At 54.1% G+C, this 3,307-nt stretch carries 2 rRNA genes; both read right to left on the bottom strand.

The window, feature by feature from the left end:
• Positions 1–46 precede the first annotated feature (46 nt).
• Positions 47–161, bottom strand: a 5S ribosomal RNA gene (gene rrf, locus BM344_RS17455).
• A gap of 107 nt (positions 162–268) precedes the next feature.
• Positions 269–3,160 (bottom strand): 23S ribosomal RNA (locus BM344_RS17450).
• Between the last annotated feature and the right edge of the window lie 147 nt (positions 3,161–3,307).

The raw sequence follows: 3,307 nt of genomic DNA, 5'->3' as shown, positions 1-3,307 counted from the left end.
AAAAAAGCCCCGGCAGCTGATGCTGTCGGGGCTGTTTTATTTAGGAGCCTGACGATGACCTACTCTCACATGGGCAACGCCACACTACCATCGGCGCTGGTCTGTTTCACTTCTGAGTTCGGGATGGGATCAGGTGGTTCCAGACCGCTATGGTCGTCAGGCAAAACGGTTGATCACTGGGGGACGGGATAGAGTTAAGTGATGTTGATTTCGTTAGAGCGTGGCTTTCGCTAGCTCTTGCGTTATCCGCAATTGTCTTGGGTGTTATATAGTCAAGCCGCACGAGCAATTAGTACCGGTTAGCTCAACGCCTCGCAGCGCTTACACACCCGGCCTATCAACGTCCTGGTCTTGAACGGCTCTTCAGGGGCCTCGAGGGCCCGGGGAGATCTCATCTTGGAAGGGGCTTCCCGCTTAGATGCTTTCAGCGGTTATCCTGTCCGAACATAGCTACCGGGCAATGCCACTGGCGTGACAACCCGAACACCAGAGGTTCGTCCACTCCGGTCCTCTCGTACTAGGAGCAGCTTTCCTCAAATCTCCAACGTCCACGGCAGATAGGGACCGAACTGTCTCACGACGTTCTAAACCCAGCTCGCGTACCACTTTAAATGGCGAACAGCCATACCCTTGGGACCGGCTTCAGCCCCAGGATGTGATGAGCCGACATCGAGGTGCCAAACACCGCCGTCGATGTGAACTCTTGGGCGGTATCAGCCTGTTATCCCCGGAGTACCTTTTATCCGTTGAGCGATGGCCCTTCCATACAGAACCACCGGATCACTATGACCTACTTTCGTACCTGCTCGACGTGTCTGTCTCGCAGTCAAGCGGGCTTGTGCCATTACACTAACCGCACGATGTCCGACCGTGCTTAGCCCACCTTTGTGCTCCTCCGTTACGCTTTGGGAGGAGACCGCCCCAGTCAAACTACCCACCACACAGTGTCCTTATCCCCGATCAGGGGACGAAGTTAGAACCTCAAACATGTCAGGCTGGTATTTCAAGGTTGGCTCCACGAGAACTGGCGTTCCCGCTTCAAAGCCTCCCAGCTATCCTACACAAACATGCTCAAAGTTCACTGTGAAGCTATAGTAAAGGTTCACGGGGTCTTTCCGTCTAGCCGCGGATACACCGCATCTTCACGGCGATTTCAATTTCACTGAGTCTCGGGTAGAGACAGCGCCCCCATCGTTACGCCATTCGTGCAGGTCGGAACTTACCCGACAAGGAATTTCGCTACCTTAGGACCGTTATAGTTACGGCCGCCGTTTACCGGGGCTTCGATCAAGAGCTTCGCGCAAGCGCTAACCCCATCAATTAACCTTCCGGCACCGGGCAGGCGTCACACCGTATACGTCCACTTTCGTGTTTGCACAGTGCTGTGTTTTTAATAAACAGTCGCAGGGGCCTGGTATCTTCGACTGGCTTCTGCTCCACCCGCAGGGGTATCACATACAACCAGCGTGCCTTCTCCCGAAGTTACGGCACCATTTTGCCTAGTTCCTTTACCCGAGTTCTCTCAAGCGCCTTGGTATTCTCTACCTGACCACCTGTGTCGGTTTGGGGTACGGTCTCGAATAGCCTGAAGCTTAGAAGATTTTCCTGGAAGCAGGGCATCAATGACTTCCCGCCCAATGGGCAGTCGTCGTCGCGTCTCGGGATTGTGGACCCGGATTTGCCTAAGTCCACTCCCTACATGCTTAAACCGGGACAACCGTCGCCCGGCTCACCTAGCCTTCTCCGTCTCTCCATCGCAGCTATCCAAGGTACGGGAATATTAACCCGTTTCCCATCGACTACACCTTTCGGTCTCGCCTTAGGGGCCGACTCACCCTGCGCCGATTAGCGTTGCGCAGGAACCCTTGGTCTTCCGGCGTGCGGGTTTTTCACCCGCATTGTCGTTACTCATGTCAGCATTCGCACTTCTGATACCTCCAGCATGCTTTACAACACACCTTCGCAGGCTTACAGAACGCTCCCCTACCCCGCATACAAAGTATGCAGCCGCAGCTTCGGTGACCAGTTTGAGCCCCGTTACATCTTCCGCGCAGGCCGACTCGACTAGTGAGCTATTACGCTTTCTTTAAAGGGTGGCTGCTTCTAAGCCAACCTCCTAGCTGTCTGAGCCTTCCCACATCGTTTCCCACTTAACTGGTACTTGGGGACCTTAGCTGGCGGTCTGGGTTGTTTCCCTCTTCACGACGGACGTTAGCACCCGCCGTGTGTCTCCCGGATAGTACTCACAGGTATTCGGAGTTTGCATCGGGTTGGTAAGTCGGGATGACCCCCTAGCCGAAACAGTGCTCTACCCCCTGTGGTATTCGTCCGAGGCGCTACCTAAATAGCTTTCGGGGAGAACCAGCTATCTCCGGGCTTGATTAGCCTTTCACTCCGATCCACAAGTCATCCCCTGGCTTTTCAACGACAGTGGGTTCGGTCCTCCAGTGCCTGTTACGGCACCTTCAACCTGCTCATGGATAGATCGCCCGGTTTCGGGTCTATGCCCAGCGACTAAATCGCCCTATTCAGACTCGGTTTCCCTACGGCTCCCCTAAACGGTTAACCTCGCCACTGAACATAAGTCGCTGACCCATTATACAAAAGGTACGCCGTCACGGAACAAGTCCGCTCCGACTGCTTGTACGCATACGGTTTCAGGGTCTATTTCACTCCCCTCACAGGGGTTCTTTTCGCCTTTCCCTCACGGTACTGGTTCACTATCGGTCAGTCAGGAGTATTTAGCCTTGGAGGATGGTCCCCCCATGTTCAGACAGGATACCACGTGTCCCGTCCTACTCGATTTCACCAGACTCAGGTTTCGGATACGGGGCTATCACCCACTATGGCGGCACTTTCCAGAGCCTTCTCCTACCAGTTGTCCAGCTTAAGGGCTAGTCCCCGTTCGCTCGCCGCTACTTAGGGAATCTCGGTTGATTTCTTTTCCTCGGGGTACTTAGATGTTTCAGTTCCCCCGGTTCGCCTCTTGCACCTATGTATTCAGTGCAAGATACCGACCCGAAAGTCGGTGGGTTTCCCCATTCAGAAATGTCCGGATCACAGCTCGTTTGCCAGCTCCCCGAACCTTATCGCAGGCTTCCACGTCTTTCATCGCCTCTGACTGCCAAGGCATCCACCGTATGCGCTTAGTTGCTTGACTATATAACCCCAAGACAACTGATCGAACTCATCCCCATCACCAGGCAAGCCTGATTCCAGAGACCCATTCGAGACAGCCGCCTGAAGCTATAAACAACCACTTCAACGACACACCGGATAACGCTTGAAATCGTTATCACTTTGAACA

Source organism: Marinobacter gudaonensis, from assembly GCF_900115175.1.
Classification (GTDB): domain Bacteria; phylum Pseudomonadota; class Gammaproteobacteria; order Pseudomonadales; family Oleiphilaceae; genus Marinobacter; species Marinobacter gudaonensis.
This window is presented reverse-complemented; position numbering and strand designations above follow the sequence as displayed.